A 17468-nucleotide genomic window follows, 5' to 3' on the forward strand; every position below is an offset into this window, starting at 1 on the left:
ATGAAATTTATGGTACTCTTTAATCTTAGAATAGGAAGTGATGATATTGATAAAAATTGAAATACCTCAGCCCGATCTCGTCATTACAAGAAGCAGGCAAACGGGACAGGCAGGAGAAAGTGACCTTAGCAGTGTCTATGGTTTCACAGATTATCATAAGATACCAAGAGACAAGGGCGGCATGATTCTGTTTTTCGATGCGAATGAAGATCTGCTCTTTGCAGGGAAGGCACGAAAATTAAGGCAGCGCGTGAAAAAGCATTTTGAGGATAATGTTTCTCCAATAAAAAATCATCGCGATGATGTCTATAAAATTGCGGTCATTTACGTTGAAGACAGCATGGAGCGCGAAATTTATGAGACTTATATCATTAATACCCTTCATGCAAAATATAATATAGACAAAGTATTTTACAAATAAAAAAGGCCATCCCGGCCTTTTTTTATTTGTAAAAAAGAATAACTTTGAACTTCGATAACTGTCTAGCGCAAGCAGCCTACCCCCTCGAGGTGTCGGGGGTGGGCAAGGCGCTTCCGCATTTCTAATTAATCGATTTCTTTTTTGTTTTTACCTTTAATGAATCTGTATGTCAAATACGCAATGTATAGCGGAATCGCAATATAAATTAAATCGGGAAATGGTCCATAGGAGCCCTTATAAATAACGTACAGGACACTTCCTAGAAAAATGGTAACAATCGTCCCGTATTTTGGAAGAGGAACTTCCTTAAAGCTGGGAATCCGAATTCTGCTTACCATAAGAAAGCACAGTGCTGTGAACACAACAGTTGTGATGATATTGGGAATACGGTCACCAAAAAGGGTCAGTATGGCCATGATCCCTCCTGCTGCTGTTATCGGAACTCCTATAAAATAATTTAATGAGGACTTTGGGGGACTGATATTGAATCGGGCAAGCCGATATGCCCCGAATAGAGGAAAAAGACCTGAAACAATTAATCCAAGGATTCCAAATTGAAAAAAGTATGTATAAAAGACCAAAAATGAAGGGGCAACCCCAAATGTAACAATATCTGCCAGAGAATCAAGTTCTTTTCCAAGCGTACTATCCGCTTTCAGCATTCTTGCCAGCCTGCCGTCCATGCTATCGAGCATCATGCCGATTAATATCAATATTGCTGCATTTTTAAATTCGCCATTGGCAGCCATTCCGATTGAAAGAAAACCGCAATATAAATTACCCAAAGTGACCATATTGGGGATTGTTTTAATAAAACGCACTAGTGACCATCACACTCCAAAAATAGAAAAAAGTTTATTTTATTATATATTCCCTTTCATTATACCATTTAATCTTCTACAAAACCTTCACTTTCAAAAGAAGACAGCCATGTCTCCCCGTCTAAAAAAGAGCCTTAATCAACACATGGATTAAGGCCTTTTCAAGCGAATTCTTCAATTATATCTCAACCATTAAAATATTTTCTCTGTTGCCAAAGTCTTAATTTTCTCCTCTGGCAATCCTGCAATATTTCTTAAAACATCCTCATTATGTTCTCCCAGTTTTGGAGGGCCAGCCACTGCTGAGTCAATTCCTCCATGCATTCTAACTAAAGGATAATTCCCGTCTCGTTCATAAATCCCCTTAAAAAGTGGAAAGTCTCTTAATTCACCCGTCTCCAATACCGGAGTCAGGCAGCAATCAACTCTTTGCCCGAATTCAGTCCACTCTTTTAATGTCCTGCTTTTAAATAATTCGGTCATCTCCAGATATACAGGATTATTGCCAGAGGCACGGGAGAAATGGGAATCAATCCAATCCTCCCTGCCGGCACTCTTGCAGAAGTTTATCCAGAACTTCGGCTCTAATGCAGCAAGAGCAGCAAACCGCGAATCCTTTGTTTCATAAATGGAATAGGCAACGATCTCCCCGCTTAGCACCGAAAGCCCATTTGGATAACCCGTCTCGCTTTCGATCAGCAAATGGTTTCCCATGATGGAAGCCATCACTTCAGCAATGGAAATGCAGTGATGCCCGCCTTTGCCGGAAATCCTGCTGGAAAGCAGGGCGGCCAGTATCCTTTCACTTGCGGCCATTCCTCCCATAAAATCCGCTATTGTATTAGACGGGTGAACAGGGCGTCCGCTTCGGTCCTTTAGCTGAGAAAGGGCGCCGCTTACTGCCATGTAGTTTAAATCATGGCTGCCTAAATATTGATAGTCTTCATTCTCCCCGTAGCCTGTTAGGGAGCAATAAACAATAGTGGGCTTGTGTCTTTTTACAGACTCATAATCAAGTCCGAGTTTTTTCATAACACCGGGCCGAAAGCTTTCCAGCACAGCATGACTTTCAGAAATAAGCTTTAGGGCCGCACTTCTTCCTTCCTCACTCTTCAGATTGAGTGTAATGCTTTTTTTACCGCGGTTGTTGGCGGCAAACACTGCTCCTGTACCCTCTATTTTAATATCCAGCTGCCTTGCGGGGTCACCAGTAAAAGGTTCAACCTTAACCACTTCAGCTCCAAGCTCTGTAAGCCTCTGGGAAGCAAACGGACCAGGGAGATAATTGGAAAAATCAATTACTCTTATGCCTTTTAACATCATGCATCCCTTTCTTCCGGCTAAATTTTTCCGTCAGCGAACAGATCCTCCAGCTGCTTGCGGAGCATAAACTTTTGGATCTTGCCGCTCGCATTCCTTGGCAGAGCTTCACAGAATACGTATTTTCTTGGCCGCTTATAATTAGCAAGTTCATCACTATTCCTGCACAGTTCATCCAGCTCATTTTCAGATAGTGCCGGATCTTTTTTAACTACAAATGCTGTGACCGTCTCACCCCAGCGGTCATCAGGCTGGCCGATCACTGCCACATCCAGTACGCCATTATGCGTATATAAAATATCTTCTACTTCCCGAGGGTAAATGTTTTCTCCGCCGCTAATGATCATATCATCGACTCTGTCTTTGACGTACAAATAGCCTTCGTCATCCAGATATCCTATGTCACCAGAGTGGTACCAGCCTCCATGCATGGCAAGGTCGTTTGCCTCATCCCGATTAAAATAACCACTCATCATGCATGGACCTTTTACGATGATTTCACCCGTTTCCCCTGCCGGCACCACATCATCAGGATCTGAAGGACCATTTTCATTCGGCCTTACAATCCTAATCTCATGGTTTAAACAGGCCTGTCCTGCAGACCCTGCTTTCCGGATTTGATCATTTTCAGATAAAAACGTAATGGCAGGCCCCATCTCAGTCATTCCATATGCCTGTACGAGGGAAATGCCTAATTTCTCCCGGCATGCATAAACAAGTGCAGGAGCCATTGGAGCTGCTCCATATAGTCCCATCTTCAGGCTTTGCAGATTATAATGGCTTAAGTTTTCCTGCAGCAGCATATTCCACATGGTAGGAGCTGCAAAAAACTTTGTAATCTTCTCATCTGAGATTAACTGTAATACTTCTTTTGCATCAAAGTGATGGAGGATCGTATTTCTAGCCCCCACATGCACCCTCGGCAAAAAGGCACAGTGAAGCTCTGCACAGTGGAACATTGGAGCAGTCACGAGACCATTGTCACTGCTTTCAAGCTTAGTGGCTCCTATTACGATTAAACTTTGTTCAGCCATATCCCGGTGCCTGTGGACAACTCCTTTAGGCCTTCCAGTGGTACCGCTAGTGTACATGATCGCGTACAAGTCATTTTCGTCAATTTCTATTTCGATTTCATCGTGCGATGCTGCATCCACTTTTTCCCGATAGGATGAAGCATATCCGGGTGCATTGTCATCAATGTACCAGAAGGCTGTTTGCGGAAAACGTTTAGCAATTGGGGTAATGCCTGACTCCAGCATTTGTTCAAATAACACTACTTTTGGCTCTGCATCCTGAAGGATATAAGCAACTTCTTCTGACATCAGTCTAAAGTTGATCGGATTAAAAATGGCACCGATTTTTGCACATGCAAAGAATGCTGTTGCAAGCTCCTCTGTATTAAAAAGGTAGGTTGAGACCCTGTCACCCTTCCTGACTCCCGCATTCATTAAGGCATTCGCCAATTTATTGATCTCAAGACCCCATTCCCTATAAGTAAGACGCAGATTTTTTCTGACATCATACAGGGCTTCTTTATTCGGAAACTTTCCGGCAGTCAGATCAAAAACTCTTCCAATAGTAGTAGTCATTTTCATTCCTCCCCATTCTTCAGTCTAATCGTTCAATAATAGTCGCATTTGCCATCCCAAGGCCTTCACACATGGTCTGCAATCCATAGCGCCCCCCTGTTCTTTCGAGTTCATGCATCATGGTGACCATCAGCCGTGCACCGCTGCCTCCCAACGGATGGCCGAGTGCAATGGCACCGCCGTTTGGATTAAGCTTTGCAGGATCGGCTCCAGTTTCTTTCAGCCAGGCAAGCGGAACAGGAGCGAAAGCTTCGTTCACTTCAAACACATCGATGTCCTCAATAGCCATTCCAGCTTTCTTTAACACTTTCTCAGTTGCCGGTATCGGTCCAGTCAGCATTAAAGTAGGATCAGAGCCGACTGCTGTACGAGAAAGAATCCTGAACCTCGGCTTCATTCCAAGCTCCTCTGCTTTATCGCGTGACATAATTAATAGTGCTGCGGCTCCATCACTGATTTGACTTGAATTTCCTGCATGAATCACTCCATTCTCTTTAAAAACAGTCCTTAGGCTTCCAAGTGCTTCCAGTGACGTTTCCTTTCTGGGGCCAGAGTCCTCCGATACCGTCATGAGCTGCCCATCAGGCAATGTCACATCTAATGGTGCAATCTCTCTCTCAAAACGGCCTTCGGCCTGGGCTATTAAAGCCTTTTGGTGGCTCTCTAATGAATAGCGATCAAGTTCTTCTCTTGTAAAACCATATTTTTTAGCAATGCGTTCAGCCGATAAGCCCTGGTGGATGATTTCATGTCTTTCTGTCAGTTTTTCACTGAATCCGACACCCTGATAACTGGAACCGATAGGGACACGGGACATGCTTTCAACACCGCCTGCGATAACAATATCCATATCTCCCGCTAAAATCGCCTGAGCTGCAAAATGGACAGCCTGCTGGCTGGAGCCGCATTGGCGGTCAATGGTGGTCCCTGGCACTTCAATCGGAAAACCTGCGATCAATGCTGCGACCCTTGCAATATCCCCTGTTTGTTCGCCTATTTGCGAGACACATCCAAGAATGACATCATCAATGATTTGCGGATCTATACCTGCACGTCCGACAAGTGCCTTTAGTGCTTCAGCAGCCAGATCATCCGCCCTGATATCTTTTAAAAAGCCGTTTTTTCTTCCTACTGGTGTTCTGACACCTTCTACGATGACAGCCTCACGCATGCTTTCTCCTCCTTATAAACCCATGTTCTTCGCAATAATGGTTTTCATGATTTCATTTGTACCTGCATATATGCTGGCAACTGGTATATCCCTGTATCTCCTTGCAATCTCGTATTCTTCCATATAGCCATAGCCGCCATGAAGCTGCATGCATTCAGCAGCAATATTCCGGGCATTTTCTGTAAGCTTCCATTTCGCCATGGAGACCTTTGTAACTACATCTTTTCCTGCCATATGCTCTGTAATCAATTGATCAAGGAACGTCCTTCCCATTTCTATATCTGTTGCCATTTCGGCAACCTTAAATTGAGTGTTTTGAAACTGGCTGACCGGTTTTCCGAATGCCTCGCGATTCTTAACATATTCCACTGTTAAATTAAGCATTTCCTCTGCAGCCACCTGGGCAGCGATTGCTACGACAAGTCTTTCCTGCTGCAGCTTTTCCATCAAATATAGAAAACCTTTCCCTTCTTCTCCAATCAGATTTTCTTTCGGAATCTTGCAATCTTCAAAAATTAACTCTGCCGTATCCTGACAGTGAAGACCGACCTTGTTTAATTTTCTTCCTCTTGTAAATCCCTTTGTTCCCCTCTCGATCGCAAGCAAGCTTACCCCTTTATGCCGGGGAACTGCATTGGGATTAGTTTTACAGGCTATGATGATTAAATCGGAATGAATTCCATTGGTTATAAAGGTCTTTTCGCCATTCACTATGTAATGGTCCCCTTCAAGCCTTGCTGTCGTTCTGATGCCGGCTAAATCAGATCCGGCGCCAGGTTCAGTCATTGCGATAGCAGTAATGATTTCACCTCCTGCACACTTTGGCAGCCACCTTTCCTTTTGCTCATCTGTTCCATAAGCAGTAATGTAAGGAACAACAATATCATTGTGGAGCCCAATTCCCACCATGCCTGAGCCAACCCGTTCAAGTTCTTCATTAATGACTACTGAGAAGCCCCAATCAACATTGCTTCCGCCATATTTTTCTTCAATATCAGGGCATAAAAAACCCTGCTCCCCCATCTTGTGCCAAAAATCACGGGGAATGATCCTGTCCTCTTCCCATTTGTCATAATTCGGATAGGCTTCCTTCTCTAAAAACTTACGCAAAGATTCCCGAAAAATTTCATGCTCTTCCTGAATGTATGAAGCAGCCATATTATGATCCTCCGAATCTAAAATTTTTTTGACATAACACAAAGTATTATTCACTGCCTTTGTAAAGGCTTACAATTATATTGTACAATAATTATCAATATTTTTAGAACATTTAAAATATATTTTTCAAAAAAAACCTATCCTTTGTAAAAAGGGCAGGTTCTCTCATTTACTTTGGCTGCATGCGGATGCCGCCATCCAGACGGATAGTTTCTCCATTCAGCATAGGATTCACTAAAATACTCTCAGCCAGCCTGGCATACTCCTCAGGATATCCAAGCCTTGAAGGAAAAGGCACCATTTTCCCCAATGAATCCCTTGCCTCCTCAGGAAGCGATTCAAACATTGGTGTATTAAACAATCCAGGGGCAATCGTCATAACACGAATCCCATAACCCGCCAGTTCTCTGGCAATTGGCAAGGTCATCGCAACCACACCGCCTTTTGATGCACTATATGCAGCCTGGCCAATTTGTCCTTCAAAGGCTGCTACGGAAGCCGTGTTAATAATGACGCCTCTTTCACCTTGATCATTCGGATCATTCTTTGCCATTTGTTCAGCAGCCAGACGAATGACATTAAAAGTTCCGACCAGATTAATCTTAATGACCTTTTGGAACATGTCCAGTGTATGGACTCCCTTTCGACCAATCAGCTTGGCGGCAATTCCTATGCCGGCACAGTTAACTGCAGTATTAAAGCTGCCAAATTGTTCAGAAGCGAATGCCACTGCTCTCTGCACGTCTTCTTCTTTTGTTACATCCGTTTTCAAAAAATGAACATTTCCCCCCAGTTCCTTGATTAGATGGCTTGCCCGATCTTCAGCCAAATCTGCAATAAGAACTTTTCCGCCGCATCCGGCTATTTTTCTCACAGTCGCCTCGCCAAGCCCTGAGGCGCCGCCAGTGATAATGGCCCTGCAATCTTTCACTTCCATAGTGAACCTCCTTTAATTAATCAGGTTTATCTATGAAGACATTTCCATTAGGAATGCAGATTTTCCTGCTGACTGGCCGAATTCTCTGCTGCCTATTTATCAATTCCTTGTAAGTGCACAAAAAAACAGCTCCTTTTCAGAAGCTGATTTTCTATGCCAAATACCGATCGCCAAGAATTTCTCTAAGGTGCTGCCTGACCCGATACAATTTTGTTTTGACAGTGTTTGGGTTGAGATGGAGAATGTCCGCTATTTCTCTCTCCTTTAGCCCGTGCTTTGTTTTAAGCAGGAAAACCCTTTTCTGTTCATAGGAGAGGGTATCCACATAAGCGTATATCTGCTCCTCAAGTAAATTGACTTCTGCTTCCTGCCCAGCATCAATATATTTACTTTCCATGCAGTTTTCAAAATCAACAGAATCCTGTATTCTCTCATTTGTCCTTCTTTCTTTTCGGACAAAATCAATCGCAGTTCTGGTTGCAATCGAAGATAACCAGCCCCCCAGCTTTTCCTGATCATCAATGCTGTCCATTTTTTTATATGCTTTGAGCAGCGATTCCTGTACAACGTCCTGTGCAAGATAATGATCCCTAGTAATATTATAAGCAATATGATAGAGCCGTTTATTGTAGAGCCTGCAGATCTCTCTCATATCCATTGAAGGTTTAATCACTATAATCCCCCTCTCCTATAGGTTTCAACATTTTATTGAAGCCGTTCTTTTATAAAGGCTGGAACTGTTTCTTCCGTGAAGCTTTTAATATCAATTGTCCTTTGCTCATCAAAATAGAACGCAATAATATAGTCTCCATCCATGAATCCATCTGAATTCTTCAAGCTGCTTTCTATTTGTTCCTTATCCGTTAATTTGACGGCAGATTTACTATCTCTCATTTCTTCAAAAACTTCTTCATACGAGTACCCTGCTGCAAAATTGATATCGATATCCTTCGCTTTTGCAGCTAAGGCATAAGAGATATCATTGCTGTTCACTCTTGCTTCATTCAATAATGACTTTTCTTCCAGCCATTCCTCAAATCTTGTATAAGAAGGATACCAAGCCATATAAGCTTTATTGCTGTCATTATAAAAAATCTCAATGTGCGCATACGGCTCGTCACTTCCCTGGAGCTCTTCAAAGGAAGCAGAATCAACTTCTTCAGTCAATATCTCAATAGCCTCTTTTAGATCTTTATCGTCTGTAATGACCGCCCGCTTAGTAATAGGCCCAGTTGGAGTAATCGTTAATTTCGTTGTATCATCTGCTGAAACCTGATAAATTTCATTTGTTGCCTTTTTATATTCATCCGATTCATAAATTAGTTTAAGAAATGGCTTGTATTCCTTTTTATTAATCCTGTAATCGCGGACTAGCTTTTCGCCATTCTTCAGTTCATACACGATAAAAACTGAATCACGGCCCGGAATCTGCGCTAGTCTGTTTTCATCCTTTACAATCGTCTCATGAAATTTTCTGACCAAATCAATATTTTCGTATTCTTTCAAATATAAGGGTTCCTCATGATCGATATCACTATAAAGGTAAAAACTCTCGCTAAAATGAACCCGCTCAATTTCATTGCCCCGTGGTATGCTTTTTTCATATTGAGTAAAGTCAAATTGAAATATGATGAATAAAGCCGCCATTAGAGCCGTGTATGCCATCAATCCTTTCACATTAATGGTCACACGCCATGATTTTTGCAGAACCATTTCGGCGGCCGCATACCCAATCAATGCTCCAAACAGATATCCAGCTATAAGCCAGCTCATGCCGCCGCGCATCTCACCGAAATACCCTCCCCCTAAAAGCATCGTGCAAAAAGTTACACTATATTTAAAAATGGGCTTTGTAATCGGAAAAACCAGGGCATGGGAGACAGCCTCCATCCTTCTCCTTTTATAGATCTGCAAACCAAGACAATACAGAGACAAAATAAGAAAGAGATAAATGGCAGTCTCTACGCTTGAGGGAGTACGCATGTTCATCTGAGTCAGTGCAATCAAGGGAGAAAACTTCTCAAATTTGCTTGCCATATAATATTGGTCTGGATAGCCGAATAAATAGAATGGCAAATTAATAGAGACTAAAATGATCAGGCCTACAGGGAGCAAGAGGAAAATATACGTTAAGGCACCTTGTACGGCGGATAATCCCGTCAGCATTCCCACAGAAACTCCTGCCAGGTAAATCACAATATTAAATAAAAGAGTGATGCCCACCCAATTGAATATCTCCCCAATTGAATAGAACTCCTGCAAATTCATGGGCTGGTAAAGTATCAGGACTATTAAAGCAATGAGTATAACCGGCGAAATTAATAGCATGATTCCAGTTAACGCATACTGATGGAAAATGGATGCCCGCTTGACTGGGAGGCTATGAATTAAATCGCTATATTGTTTTACCTGCGTGTATCTGAATAAGAACACAGACAAGATCACCGGTACTGATATATTAAAAATAAACTGGAGCTGGAAGTTGTATTGAAACAGATTGTCAATGTCCAGAAATTTCCGCTGTTCCTCTGAAGAATTCATTATTATATCAAGTGGAATAGCGAAGAACAGACCGAGAAAATATACAATGGAAACCCAGCCGACACTTCTGAAAATCGTTTTTAAAATTTCCCTTTTAACCAAGGATGTTCTGGACTGCATATCCAATGTCCCCCATTTCATAAATGAAGATCTCCTCTAATGTAAGGGGAAGCATATCGAAAATCACTGGCTTAAATTGTTCTACATATGACGATATTTCCTTCGCATCTCCCTTTACAATGCAGATCATAATGCTGCCTCTTTTTTCTTTATGAAGGATTTTCAGCGGATCGAAAATGGCTGGTACAGATCCTTTAAAAGCCACTTGAATCTTGTGTGTATCTGTTTTAAGGTCATCCAGGTCTTTTTCCAGGATCATACGCCCTTTATGCATGATGCCAATATAATCACATAAATCTTCCACTTCACGCAGATTATGAGAAGAAATAAGGATGGTCATTTCTCTTTCAGCAACCTCATCTATTAGCAGGCTTTTCACTTTCTTTCTCATGACCGGGTCAAGCCCATCCATAGGCTCATCCAAAATTAAAACTTCCGGCCTGGCAGACAAAGCCAGGATAAAAGCAGCCTGCCTCTGAATGCCTTTTGAAAATCTATGAATCTTTTTATGTATGTCCATTTCAAAAATAGCAGCAAGTTCTTCAAAGCGGCCGTCATCCCATCTGCTGTAAATATTTTGATAAAATTGTGCCATTTGCTTAACTGTATATTGAGGCAGAAAATAGGGATGATCCTGAATAAAAAACATCTTATCTTTAATTACCGGATTTTCGAAGACCGGCTGGCCGTCAATGGCCACAGACCCTTCATCCTCCGCATAGATGCCTGCCATAAGCTTCAAGAGCGTTGTTTTCCCAGCTCCATTGGAACCAAGCAAGCCGTATATGGACCCTTTATTGACTTCGATGCAGACATTTTCGACAGCATCCATCTCCTCGAATGATTTACGTACATTACGGATTTTGATCATCTTCTATCCCTCCCCCTATAGCTGCTTCTAATTCCTGAATCATCTTAAATAATTCATCTTTTGTGATTCCAAGATATATAGCTTCTGATAAAAGCTTTGAAAGCTCAATTTTCACTTTTTCTATTTTTTCGCTGTTCAGATTGGGAGTCGCTGGACTGACAAAACTGCCCTTCCCCTTTATAGAATAAATATAGCCCTGGGATTCAAGTTCCCTGTATGCCTTTTGAATCGTATTGGGATTGATTGTCAGCTGATGGGCCAGCGTTCGAACGGAAGGCAGCTGTTCATCTGCTGTTAAGACCTCGGTGATGATCAGCTCTTTAAGCCGCTCAACCAGCTGTTCATATATAGGCTTTCGGCTCCTTACGTCCAATTCAAACATGCTTACCCTCCCATCTGTATGCAGTGTACTATCATTCATAGTACAGTTAATACAGTTAGATTATATTACAAGTAATTGGAAAAGAGAAGAGGAAAATTAAAATTTTTATAAAAAGAAAAAACTGGCTCAGCCAAAGGGCTAAACCAGTTATAATTGATTATTTAGCTGATTTCACATTCACCGGAGGCGGAGGCAAAATCATGTTGGAGCGTCTATTGTTTGTTGCGATGATATAAACAGCTGCGACTGCGATGCCAACCGCAACGAAGGAACCAAGATTGAAAATTCCTTTTTGCGAATACCATACAATCGAGTAGCCTACTGACCCAGCCAGCAATGCATAATAGAAGAATGGGAAAAGGGTTTTACGAATGACAGCGCCTTCTTTTCCAACAAGACCAACAACAGCTGATGCAGCAACCACGTTATGGACACATATCATGTTTCCAGCTGCTCCGCCGACTGCCTGAAGGGCTACAATCCAGGTTGCATCCACTCCAATCTGTGAACCAACATCATATTGGAATAGAGAAAACATCATATTACTGACAGTATTACTCCCCGCGATAAAAGCACCAATACCTCCTATAAACGTTGCGAAGAACGGCCAAAATTCTCCAGCAAGAGCTGCTGCACCATTTGCGAGCTCGATCGGCATCTGATTATAGCCAGCCTCTCCCCCGCCGGTATTGATGAAAACCTGTACCATCGGAACAGTGAAAATTAAAGCTGTTGAAGCAGCAACAGTTGTTTTTCCTGAATCTGCCCAGGCTTTTTTGTATGAACTGGAATTCATTCCATGAATAAAATAGGTGATAACGGATACAAGAATAAAAATGGTACCCGGCAAATACAGCGGCTGGAAACTTGAGGTGATGCCGGAATCAAAAATGTTTTCAAACTTAACAGTCCACGACTGAAGCCACCCTAAAAATGGAAGCGATTTCAATCTCGACAATACTAAAAACAGACCTACTAAAACATAAGGAGTCCAGGCACGCATCATGGTCATGCTTCCGCTTTTGTGAGCAACTGCTTTGATTTCAAGTTTGCCGGTCCACTCCGGATCCCACTTGGATTTCTCTTCAAAATCCCAAACCTGATCCTTAGGAGGCATAAGAAATCCTTTTTTAGCCGCAAAAACAACAATTGCTAAACCAGCTAATCCTCCAATCATAGACGGGAATTCAGGTCCAAGAACATTTGCAACAATTACATAAGGGATTGTCATGGCAAAAGATGCGAACAGGGCAAACTTCCAAATCTTTATCCCTTCTGTAAATGATTTGTTCTTGCCAAAGAATCTTGTCATTAAGGCTACTACAAATAAAGGAATTAATGTGCCTGCAATCATATGAAGAATAGCTACTTGTCCGGCAATTTGCGTTACCAGGCCAAGCAGATTATCTGTAAGGCTCGCATTGCCAGATAAACCGGTCTGCACACCAACGAGCATCGGAGTGCCTACTGCACCGAATGAAACTGGTGTGCTTTGAATGACCATCCCGGCAATTACAGCTGCCATAGCCGGGAAGCCCAGACCAACTAATAGCGGTACAGCTACTGCTGCAGGAGTCCCAAACCCGGATGCGCCTTCAATGAAAGATCCAAACAGCCAGGCAATGATAATCACTTGAATTCTGCGGTCAGGAGAGATATCGGTAAATCCCTGGCGGATGGTCTTTAAGCCGCCGCTTTCCTGCAGAGTATTCAGAAGCAGAATTGCACCAAAAATAATGTATAGTAGTGTTCCGGCGACAACCAGGCCATTAATGGATGCAGCCGCCACTTTTGCACCCGACACCTTCCAGACAAATAGCGCCAGGACAACCGCTACAAGGTACGAGATGGGCATGGCCTTACTTGCCGGCCATCTCAGTCCGACAAGGAATACTGCGACTGCGATAATTGGCAATAATGATAATAAAGCTAACATTCCAGTACTCATTAATTACTTTTCCCCCTTTTGTTTTGTAATAGCGAACAATAATTGCACTTTGTTGCGGACTGCGAAACATGTTATATAACTATAATTGTTTTGTTATACAACAATGAACCAAGCTTATTTTTATTATACAAACATTTTTCATAATTTCAATAATATTTGGAAAATTTAATCTATGTATTTACACAAAAATATTTGTATGTATATACAAAAAAATTAGCCCAATATATCTTTTTATCAAGATATATTGGGCTAATCCTAACTTATTCGGCTGACATGTCCCAGCCGGGCGGAAATCCCTTGTCCTGTTCTTACCATTATAGATTTTAATGCATCAAGGCGATCACTTGTCATCCTCATTGTCGGGCCTGAGATACTGACTGCAGCAATGACTTTGCCGAGGTGGTCAAAAATAGGAACAGCAACACAAGTAATCCCATATTCATTTTCTTCCAGATCAAGGGCATATCCATTTTGCCTCACCTGCCCCAATTCTTTCATAAATTCATCTTTATCTGTTATGGTTTTATCTGTATGGACCGGCATCCCTTTTCTTTCAAGGATATCAAAAACAACGCTTGAAGGCAGATGAGCCAGAATAGCTTTGCCGACAGATGTGCAATGCATCGGAGCGCGTTTTCCGACTTTAGAATGCATCCTTAAAGTCTCATTGCCCTCAAGCTTCTCGATGTACACAACCTCTCCCTGATCATAAACGACCAAATGAATGACTTCATTTGTTTCATTTTCCAGCTCCTGCAGAAAAGGTCTTGCCTCTGCACGCAAATCGATTGATTCCAGCAGTTTTGAACTGATCTCCAGAAATTTATACCCTAATTTATACTTGCCGGTTTCGCTATCCTGTTCTATATACCCGTACTGAACAAGAGTTGAGAGAATACGATAAACAGAGCTTTTATTGATATCAATCTGATTGGCAATTTCCGTAACGCCAAGACCGCTTTTTTTCAGGCTGATCAATGTAATAATATCCAGTGCCCTGCTGACGGACTTGACCATGTTTTCTCTTTCCACAACACTCACCTCTGGTGCAAAAACCTTAATCCATTACAAATAGATTATACCGTTTTTGCGCTTTCACGTGCCACTGCAAAGGTATTCCGCAGAGTTCCAATCTCTTTAATCTCACATTCGATAACATCGCCAGACCTAACCATCTCAGCTCCAACAGGACTTCCTGTAAGGATTACGTCACCTGGCATCAGAGTCATGACATTAGTCAGGTAGGAAATCATTTTTCGGATAGGGATGATCATTAACTCTGTGCTGCTGTTCTGCTTCTCTGAGCCGTTTAATTTTGCCTCAACTTTAACCTGAAATGGATCCAGGTCTGTTTCGATTACGGGACCAAGCGGAGTAAATGTGTCAAAGGATTTGCCAATTGTCCAATGTCCATCATTATGGAAGAATTGCGGTGCGGTAACATCATTCCCCACTGTGTAGCCAAAAACATAATCAAGCACATCTGACTCTGCTACATTTTTAGCTTCTCTGCCAATGACCACTGCCAGTTCTGATTCGAATTTCACTTCTTCAATGCCTTCAGGAATGATAATATCCTCATCAGGCCCTATAACAGAAGATACAGGCTTAAAGAAGAATACAGGAATTTCCGGCAGTGTCTCAGGCAAATCTGATTTCACTGACACATAGTTAGCTCCAATTCCAATAATCTGATTTGGAACCAGCGGTGCAAGCTGCTTAGCTTCATCCTGCGAGAAGCTTTGGCCAGTATACTCCCAATCTCCAAAAATATCACCTTTAATTTCTTTAAATATGCCACCCTCAGACACTCCTGTATGTACTGCTCCTTTAACTTCAAATCTTGTAAATTTCATCTTTTCCCCTCTCCCTTCAATTACTTTAAGTCTGCAGCTCTTTAGAAAAACAGGGCACATGCATGCCCTGTTCTAATACTATTACTGTTTAACAGCATACTTAGACTTCGCTTCAAGACGGCGGCGGTGCAAAATCGGTTCTGTATAGCCATTTGGCTGATCATAGCCCTCAAAAACGAGGTCACATGCTGCCTGGAATGCAACCGATTGATCGAAGTCAGCAGCCATTGGGCGGTATGCGGGATCTCCACTATTTTGTTCATCTACAACCTTAGCCATTTTCTTTAGTGTCTCAAGCACTTGCTCCTTCGTGCAGATTCCATGGTGCAGCCAATTCGCAACATGCTGGCTTGATATTCTTAATGTCGCACGGTCCTCCATTAAACCAATATTATTGATATCAGGAACTTTGGAACAGCCGATGCCCTGCTCAACCCAGCGGACAACATATCCCAGAATACCCTGTGCGTTGTTATCCAGTTCTTCTTGAACTTCCTCTGGATTCCATTGTGGATTTTCAGCAACCGGAATCTGCAGGATTTCATCACGAAGGTCTGAAATTTCTTCCAGCAGCTGTTTTTGCACCTTTTGGACTTCCACCTGATGATAGTGTAAAGCATGAAGGGTGGCAGCAGTTGGAGACGGTACCCAGGCAGTATTGGCTCCAGCGTTCAGATGGCCGATCTTCTGCTCCATCATATCAGCCATCATATCAGGCATAGCCCACATACCTTTTCCAATTTGCGCGCGGCCTTGGAAGCCTGTTTCAAGGCCTGTATTGACATTGGATTTTTCATAGCCTTTTAGCCAAGCTGTTGCCTTCATGTCATTCTTGCGGATCATTGGGCCAGCTTCCATGGAAGTATGCATCTCATCCCCAGTTCGGTCCAGGAAGCCGGTGTTTATGAAGACGATGCGCTGCTTTACTTCACGGATGCAGGCTGCAAGATTCAAAGATGTACGGCGCTCTTCATCCATTACACCAATTTTTAATGTATTTCGCTCTAGTCCGAGCAGATCTTCTGTCCGGTCAAATAACTCGTTTGCAAAAGCAACCTCCTTGGAACCGTGCATCTTTGGCTTAACGATATAAATGGAACCTTCTGATGTGTTTTGGTATGGGCCATTTCCAAGCAATGTATGCTTGCCAATCAGGCTGGTAACTACTGTATCCAGGATACCTTCCTGCACTTCATTTCCATCAGCATCCAAAATGGCGTTAATGGACATTAAATGTCCGACATTTCTGACAAACATCAATGAGCGTCCAGATAATGAGAACTCATTTCCATCAGGAGAAACATACGAACGGTCGGGATTTAGTGTACGTGTCATTGATTTAGCGCCCTTTGTAAAGTTGGCGGAAAGGTCGCCCTTCATTAAACCAAGCCAGTTGCGGTACACAAGAACCTTGTCTTCAGCGTCAACTGCTGTTACTGAATCTTCACAATCCATAATTGTGGTAATTGCAGCTTCAAGCAAAACATCCTTTACTCCGGCATCATCCGTTTTTCCAATTGGGTGGCTTCTGTCAATTTGAATTTCAAAATAAAGGCCATTATTCTTTAGAAGTACCGCAGAAGGCTGATCCTGCTCTCCCTGGTATCCGGCAAACTTTGCTTCTTCTTTTAGATTTGCAGTTTCACCATTGTTAAGTAAAACAGCCAGCTTATCGTCTTCCACTTTATATTGAACAGCGTCTTTATGAGAACCGCTTGACAGAGGAACGGTTTGATCAAGGAATTCCCTGGCAAACGCAATAACCTTTTCTCCCCTTACAGGATTATACCCGCCGTCTCTATTTGCCCCGTTTTCTTCACTGATTGCATCTGTGCCGTAAAGTGCATCGTATAAGCTTCCCCAACGAGCATTTGCTGCATTGATCGCATAACGCCCGTTATTAACTGGCACGACCAATTGAGGGCCAGCCTTCACAGCTACTTCATCATCCACGTTTTCTGTAGTAATTTTAAAATCTTCGGCCTCTGGCTCAAGATAGCCGATCTCTTCTAAAAATAATTTATAGCTATTAAAATCAAAATCTTGATTTTCTCTGTGCCAAGTGTTCAGTTTATGCTGAATTTCGTCACGCTTCGCCAGCAATGCTTTATTTTTAGGCGACAGATCGTTTATAAGCGCTTCCAAACCTGACCAAAATGGTTCCTGATCCACTCCGCTTCCCGGCAGAGCTTCGGAATTGATAAATTCATAGAGTTCACTTGCAACTTGCAGGCTTCCTGTTTTCACATAGTTTCCCATTATTCATTTCCTCCTTTGGTTGCTGCTTTATCATTATAAATTTAATGCGGTTGCCGATCCTTGTTTCTTATTAC

General features: G+C 42.4%; 15 protein-coding genes. 1 reads left to right on the forward strand and 14 read right to left on the reverse strand.

Annotated features, from left to right (window positions below; translation table 11 throughout):
- Positions 1-46: 46 nt before the first annotated feature.
- Positions 47-421, forward strand: a complete 375-nt coding sequence (locus IRB79_RS19070) for a nucleotide excision repair endonuclease (protein ID WP_243504090.1) — start codon at positions 47-49, stop codon at positions 419-421.
- A 125-nt stretch (positions 422-546) separates the two neighbouring features.
- Here IRB79_RS19070 and pssA read toward each other — a convergent pair whose 3' ends face one another.
- From pssA to IRB79_RS19140, 14 genes are all read right to left on the reverse strand, one after another.
- On the reverse strand, positions 547-1242 hold the full coding sequence (gene pssA / locus IRB79_RS19075; protein WP_009333556.1) for a CDP-diacylglycerol--serine O-phosphatidyltransferase: 696 nt from the start codon (positions 1240-1242) through the stop codon (positions 547-549).
- A 192-nt stretch (positions 1243-1434) separates the two neighbouring features.
- Positions 1435-2562 carry a CaiB/BaiF CoA transferase family protein gene (locus tag IRB79_RS19080; RefSeq protein WP_243509543.1) on the reverse strand — a complete coding sequence of 376 codons (1128 nt, stop codon included), beginning with the start codon at positions 2560-2562 and terminating at the stop codon, positions 1435-1437.
- 20 nt (positions 2563-2582) lie between these two features.
- A complete protein-coding gene (locus tag IRB79_RS19085) occupies positions 2583-4151 on the reverse strand; it encodes a fatty acid--CoA ligase (protein WP_243504091.1) in 1569 nt (522 codons plus the stop codon).
- Positions 4152-4170: 19 nt separating this feature from the next.
- Positions 4171-5322: a thiolase family protein gene (locus tag IRB79_RS19090; RefSeq protein WP_243504092.1), complete on the reverse strand. Its 1152-nt coding sequence runs from the start codon at positions 5320-5322 to the stop codon at positions 4171-4173.
- Positions 5323-5334: 12 nt separating this feature from the next.
- Positions 5335-6480, reverse strand: coding sequence for an acyl-CoA dehydrogenase family protein (locus tag IRB79_RS19095; protein WP_243504093.1), 1146 nt, complete (start codon positions 6478-6480; stop codon positions 5335-5337).
- Positions 6481-6649: 169 nt separating this feature from the next.
- Entirely contained in the window at positions 6650-7417 is a 768-nt protein-coding gene (locus tag IRB79_RS19100; RefSeq protein ID WP_243504094.1) for a 3-hydroxyacyl-CoA dehydrogenase, read from the reverse strand.
- Positions 7418-7568: 151 nt separating this feature from the next.
- Positions 7569-8090, reverse strand: a complete 522-nt coding sequence (locus tag IRB79_RS19105; protein ID WP_243504095.1) for an RNA polymerase sigma factor — start codon at positions 8088-8090, stop codon at positions 7569-7571.
- A 32-nt stretch (positions 8091-8122) separates the two neighbouring features.
- Entirely contained in the window at positions 8123-10099 is a 1977-nt protein-coding gene (locus IRB79_RS19110; protein WP_243504097.1) for a DUF6449 domain-containing protein, read from the reverse strand.
- Positions 10053-10949, reverse strand: coding sequence for an ABC transporter ATP-binding protein (locus tag IRB79_RS19115; RefSeq protein WP_243504098.1), 897 nt, complete (start codon positions 10947-10949; stop codon positions 10053-10055). Before IRB79_RS19115 ends, IRB79_RS19110 begins: the two co-directional genes overlap by 47 nt.
- Positions 10933-11331, reverse strand: a complete 399-nt coding sequence (locus IRB79_RS19120) for a GntR family transcriptional regulator (RefSeq protein ID WP_243504099.1) — start codon at positions 11329-11331, stop codon at positions 10933-10935. Before IRB79_RS19120 ends, IRB79_RS19115 begins: the two co-directional genes overlap by 17 nt.
- A gap of 157 nt (positions 11332-11488) precedes the next feature.
- Positions 11489-13279, reverse strand: a complete 1791-nt coding sequence (locus tag IRB79_RS19125; protein ID WP_243504101.1) for an L-lactate permease — start codon at positions 13277-13279, stop codon at positions 11489-11491.
- Positions 13280-13534: 255 nt separating this feature from the next.
- Positions 13535-14311: an IclR family transcriptional regulator gene (locus tag IRB79_RS19130; RefSeq protein WP_243504102.1), complete on the reverse strand. Its 777-nt coding sequence runs from the start codon at positions 14309-14311 to the stop codon at positions 13535-13537.
- A gap of 44 nt (positions 14312-14355) precedes the next feature.
- Complete coding sequence (locus IRB79_RS19135) at positions 14356-15135, reverse strand: fumarylacetoacetate hydrolase family protein (RefSeq protein ID WP_243504105.1); 780 nt, start codon at positions 15133-15135, stop codon at positions 14356-14358.
- Between the two features lie 81 nt (positions 15136-15216).
- Positions 15217-17394, reverse strand: a complete 2178-nt coding sequence (locus tag IRB79_RS19140; protein ID WP_243504107.1) for a malate synthase G — start codon at positions 17392-17394, stop codon at positions 15217-15219.
- Positions 17395-17468 lie beyond the last annotated feature (74 nt).

Origin of the sequence: Cytobacillus oceanisediminis (genome assembly GCF_022811925.1) — a bacterium.
GTDB classification, from domain to species: Bacteria; Bacillota; Bacilli; order Bacillales; family Cytobacillaceae; genus Cytobacillus; species Cytobacillus oceanisediminis_D.

What these genes read in the sequence shown, in the direction of transcription:
- IRB79_RS19080 (WP_243509543.1), bottom strand. Translation starts at nt 2,562, where the DNA reads ATGTTAAAAGGCATAAGAGTAATTGATTTTTCCAATTATCTCCCTGGT.
- IRB79_RS19085 (WP_243504091.1), bottom strand. Translation starts at nt 4,151, where the DNA reads ATGACTACTACTATTGGAAGAGTTTTTGATCTGACTGCCGGAAAGTTT.
- IRB79_RS19090 (WP_243504092.1), bottom strand. Translation starts at nt 5,322, where the DNA reads ATGCGTGAGGCTGTCATCGTAGAAGGTGTCAGAACACCAGTAGGAAGA.
- IRB79_RS19095 (WP_243504093.1), bottom strand. Translation starts at nt 6,480, where the DNA reads ATGGCTGCTTCATACATTCAGGAAGAGCATGAAATTTTTCGGGAATCT.
- IRB79_RS19100 (WP_243504094.1), bottom strand. Translation starts at nt 7,417, where the DNA reads ATGGAAGTGAAAGATTGCAGGGCCATTATCACTGGCGGCGCCTCAGGG.
- IRB79_RS19110 (WP_243504097.1), bottom strand. Translation starts at nt 10,099, where the DNA reads ATGAAATGGGGGACATTGGATATGCAGTCCAGAACATCCTTGGTTAAA.
- IRB79_RS19115 (WP_243504098.1), bottom strand. Translation starts at nt 10,949, where the DNA reads ATGATCAAAATCCGTAATGTACGTAAATCATTCGAGGAGATGGATGCT.
- IRB79_RS19120 (WP_243504099.1), bottom strand. Translation starts at nt 11,331, where the DNA reads ATGTTTGAATTGGACGTAAGGAGCCGAAAGCCTATATATGAACAGCTG.
- IRB79_RS19125 (WP_243504101.1), bottom strand. Translation starts at nt 13,279, where the DNA reads ATGAGTACTGGAATGTTAGCTTTATTATCATTATTGCCAATTATCGCA.
- IRB79_RS19135 (WP_243504105.1), bottom strand. Translation starts at nt 15,135, where the DNA reads ATGAAATTTACAAGATTTGAAGTTAAAGGAGCAGTACATACAGGAGTG.
- IRB79_RS19140 (WP_243504107.1), bottom strand. Translation starts at nt 17,394, where the DNA reads ATGGGAAACTATGTGAAAACAGGAAGCCTGCAAGTTGCAAGTGAACTC.